This window comes from Curtobacterium sp. B8 (assembly GCF_000333315.1).
In the GTDB taxonomy this organism is placed as follows: Bacteria; Actinomycetota; Actinomycetes; order Actinomycetales; family Microbacteriaceae; genus Curtobacterium; species Curtobacterium luteum.
On record NZ_BACW01000055.1, the window covers coordinates 1 to 3,481 of the forward strand.

The 3,481-nt window shown below is 74.1% G+C and carries 4 protein-coding genes; 1 reads left to right on the top strand and 3 read right to left on the bottom strand.

Going from position 1 to position 3,481, the window contains the following annotated elements; all coding sequences use genetic code 11:
* Positions 1–20: 20 nt before the first annotated feature.
* From I59_RS01560 to I59_RS01570, 3 genes are read right to left on the bottom strand one after another with little or no spacing between them, the layout of a single operon-like run.
* Entirely contained in the window at positions 21–755 is a 735-nt protein-coding gene (locus tag I59_RS01560) for a histidine phosphatase family protein (protein WP_022902373.1), read from the bottom strand.
* 9 nt (positions 756–764) lie between these two features.
* Complete coding sequence (locus I59_RS01565) at positions 765–1,475, bottom strand: ABC transporter ATP-binding protein (RefSeq protein ID WP_022902374.1); 711 nt, start codon at positions 1,473–1,475, stop codon at positions 765–767.
* Entirely contained in the window at positions 1,472–2,686 is a 1,215-nt protein-coding gene (locus tag I59_RS01570; RefSeq protein ID WP_022902375.1) for an FtsX-like permease family protein, read from the bottom strand. The genes I59_RS01565 and I59_RS01570 overlap by 4 nt, the downstream gene beginning before the upstream one ends.
* A gap of 150 nt (positions 2,687–2,836) precedes the next feature.
* On the opposite strand from I59_RS01570, the gene I59_RS01575 reads away from it, so the two are divergent.
* The coding region (locus tag I59_RS01575; protein ID WP_022902376.1) for a histidine kinase at positions 2,837–3,481 on the top strand (645 nt) is incomplete at its 3' end.

The window sequence follows — 3,481 nt, forward strand, 5'->3', positions numbered from 1 at the left end:
GAGCGCCGGGCTCCGACCGTTCAGGGTCGCGCGGTGTTCGGCCGATCGTCCGTCGACGCGTGTCCGGCGCCCCCGCCGACCGCGGCGTCGCCGCTCGGTGCGGGAGCTGCGGCGAGCCACGACAGGTCCCCCGACTCGGTGTTCGTCGCCACGACCTCGGGTCGGTGCTCGCCGTAACGGACGATCGACACCGAGGCCGGGCCGACCGCGATCCGTTGGAACAGGTCGAGGTGCATGCCGAACGCGTCGGCGAGCACGGACTTCACGATGTCGCCGTGGCTCACCGCGACCCACACCGCGCCGGGCCCGTGCTGCCGCTCGACCTCGGCGTCGAGCCGCCGCACGGCCGTCACCGCGCGGGACTGCATGGTCCGCATCGACTCGCCGCCCGGGAACACCACCGCGCTCGGGTTCGCCTGGACGGTGCGCCACAGCGGCTCCTTCGCCAGGTCGGCGAGCGCGCGGCCCTGCCACTCCCCGTAGTCGGCCTCGGTGATCGCGCGCTCGACGACGGTCTCCGGGACGGACCCGTGCGCGGCGCGCTGGGCGTCGGCGATCGCTCGGGACGTCTGACGGCATCGTTCGAGCGGGCTCGTGACGAGGGCCGCGAGCGGGACCGCTGCGATGCGCTCGGCGGTCCGCTGGGCCTGCCGCCGCCCGACGTCGTCGAGCCGGACCCCGGCCGTGCGCCCGGCGAGCAGTCCGGTCGCGTTCGCGGTGGTGCGTCCGTGCCGGACGAGGAGGACGGTCGCCATGCCCCGATCCTAGGCTGCGTGCACGGCGGCGTCGGCGGCCTCCGGGACGAGCTGCCCGTCGAGCACCGTGACGAGTCGGTCGAGCGTGTGCCGGTGCACGAGGTCGTGCGTGACGAGCAGGGTCGCGGTCCCGCGCTCGTGCGTCAGCTGCGCGATGAGGTCCATGACGGCCCCGCCCCGCTCCTGGTCGAGTGCGCTCGTCGGCTCGTCCACCAGCAGCACGTCCGGCTCGTTGACGAGTGCCCGGGCGATCGCGACCCGCTGCCGCTGTCCGCCGGACAGCTGCGCCGGTCGCTTGTCGGCGTGCTCCGACAGTCCGACGGCGTCGAGCAGATCGAAGACCCGGCCCCGGTCGACCCGGCGCCGACCCCCGCCGAGGTGGCCCATCACGAGCAGCTGCTCGGTGGCGGTGAGCGAGTGCAGGAGGTTCGACTGCTGGAACACGATGCCGATCTGATCCCGTCGGAGTCCGGCGGCCTCGCGGCGGGACAGGCGGGCGGCGTCCACCCCCGAGCCGTCGGCCCCGCTGACGAGCACCCGCCCGGAGTCCGGCCGGATGAGCGTGGCGGCGACCGCCAGCAGCGAGGACTTGCCCGAGCCGGACGGCCCGGTGATGCCCGTCACCACGCCTGCGGGTGCGGTGAGCGACACGTGGTCGACGGCGGTGACGCGGCGGTCGCCGTCGGGGAAGGTCAGGGTGACGTCGTCGAGGGTGATCATCGGTTGCTCCCGAGTGCGGTGAGGGGGTCGGCTGCGGTGACGGTGCGGAGGGCGACGGCAGCACCGGCGAGACCGAGGAGCGCCATCACCACCCCGGGGACGAGCGTGGTGAGCGGGCTGAGGAGGAAGGGCAGGGCGCCGCCGGCGAGCGTCCCGAGCCCGACGACGACGGCTGTGCCGACCCCGATGCCGACGACGAGCACGACGAGCGCCTGCCCGAGGGCGTCGCGGACGAGTGACGGCGTGCTCGCACCGAGGGCCTTGAGCACGGCGACGTCCCCGGAGCGCTGCATCGTCCACACCGTGAAGAACGCACCGACGACGAGTGCGGAGACCCCGAACAGCATCGCGATCATGAGCCCGAGCGACCCGACCTCCGACTTGAAGGTCTCGAGTGCGGTCAGCGAGGCCAACGGTGTCGCTGCTGACGTGTCGGTCCGGGCGGAGACGGCCGCCCAGTCGGGGTGACCGCTGACGGCGAGCAGGGTGGGGTCGCCGTCCCCGCCGAGGCGGCGATCGGCCGCGGACCACGCGTCCGGCGTCATCGCGACGACGGGGGTGTGGCTGTACCAGGCATCGCCGCCGACGATCGCGACCCGGAAGGTCGTCCCCGCGATCGTGACGCGGTCGCCGGCACGGACACCGAGGTCGTGCGCGGCCCCGGCGGACAGACCGACCTCGTCGACCGAGCGGGGTGCGAGCGCTGCGACACCGTCACGACCCGCGGACGCCGGCAGGCCGAAGAGCGCGACGCCCACGGCGGTGCCGTCGCCGGCCGACCCGGCCGACCCGGCGGCGGAACCGGCCGATCCGGCGGCGGAACCGGCCGACCCGACACCGGAACCGGCCGATCCGGCACCGGAACCGGCCGATCCGGCACCGGAACCGGACGTCGCGCCGGCCGCGGCCCGCGCGGCACGACCCTGGACGATGCCCACCGGCACCACCTCGTCGACGCCGGTCGACGCTCGCCACCCGACCAGGGCCTCCCGGCCGATGCGCGACTCCGAGAACGACGGCTGTCCGTCGGACGGTTGCTGCAGGACGAGCCGGTCGCCCGGCAGGGCGAGCACGGCGGAGACGTTCTGCGCTGCGAGTCCGCCGGTGAGTCCGGCGAGAAACCCGACGAGCAGGGTGATGAGCGCCACGACGGAGCCGATGAGCACGAAGCGTCCGCGGGCGAACCGGAGATCGCGCCAGGCGACGAACACGGTGGTCCTTCCTGCGGTCACGGACCGTCCGCGACCACGCCGTCCAGCCTCACCGGGCCCACGCGGTCCGTCATCAGCGGTCGGGTCGGTCCTGCGCTCCACCTTTCGGTTGATCCGTCGGGACAACGGCGTCCGTAGGCTGGCGGACACATGGTCCACAGCACGCTCACTCCGGTCTTCGTCGGTCTCCGCACCGGCCTGCACGTGCTGTTCGCCACACTGCTCGCGCTCGTCGTCGTGCGGGTCGCGGTCGTCGGCGGCCCCTGGGCCCTGCCGTCGCTCGTGCTCGCGGCGGCGTTCGGCGCGGTGTACCTGCTCGGCGCTCGCATCGCCCGTGCCGCCGAGGGTCGCCGGTCGCGAGCCGGAGTGCTCTGGCTGGTCGGGCTGACAGTGCTGTGGACGGCGCTCCTCGTCCTCGTGCCGGAAGCCGCCTACCTCGTCTTCCCGTTGTTCTTCCTCTACCTGCACGTCCTCCCGCGCGTGGTGGGACCCGTCGCCGTCGTCGTGGCCACCGCCGTGGCGATCTCGGCGATCGGGGTGCACGGCGGCTTCACCGTCGGTGGCGTGGTCGGACCGGTCGTCGGAGCGGGTGTCGCCCTCCTCATCGGGCTCGGCTACCGTGCGCTCGCCCGCGAGGCCGCGGAACGCGAGGAGCTGGTCGCCGAGCTGCTCGCCACCCGTGACCGACTCGCCGCGACCGAACGGGAGCAGGGCGTCCTCGCCGAGCGCGCACGGCTCGCCCGGGAGATCCACGACACCGTGGCGCAGGGCTTGTCGAGCATCCAAATGCTGCTG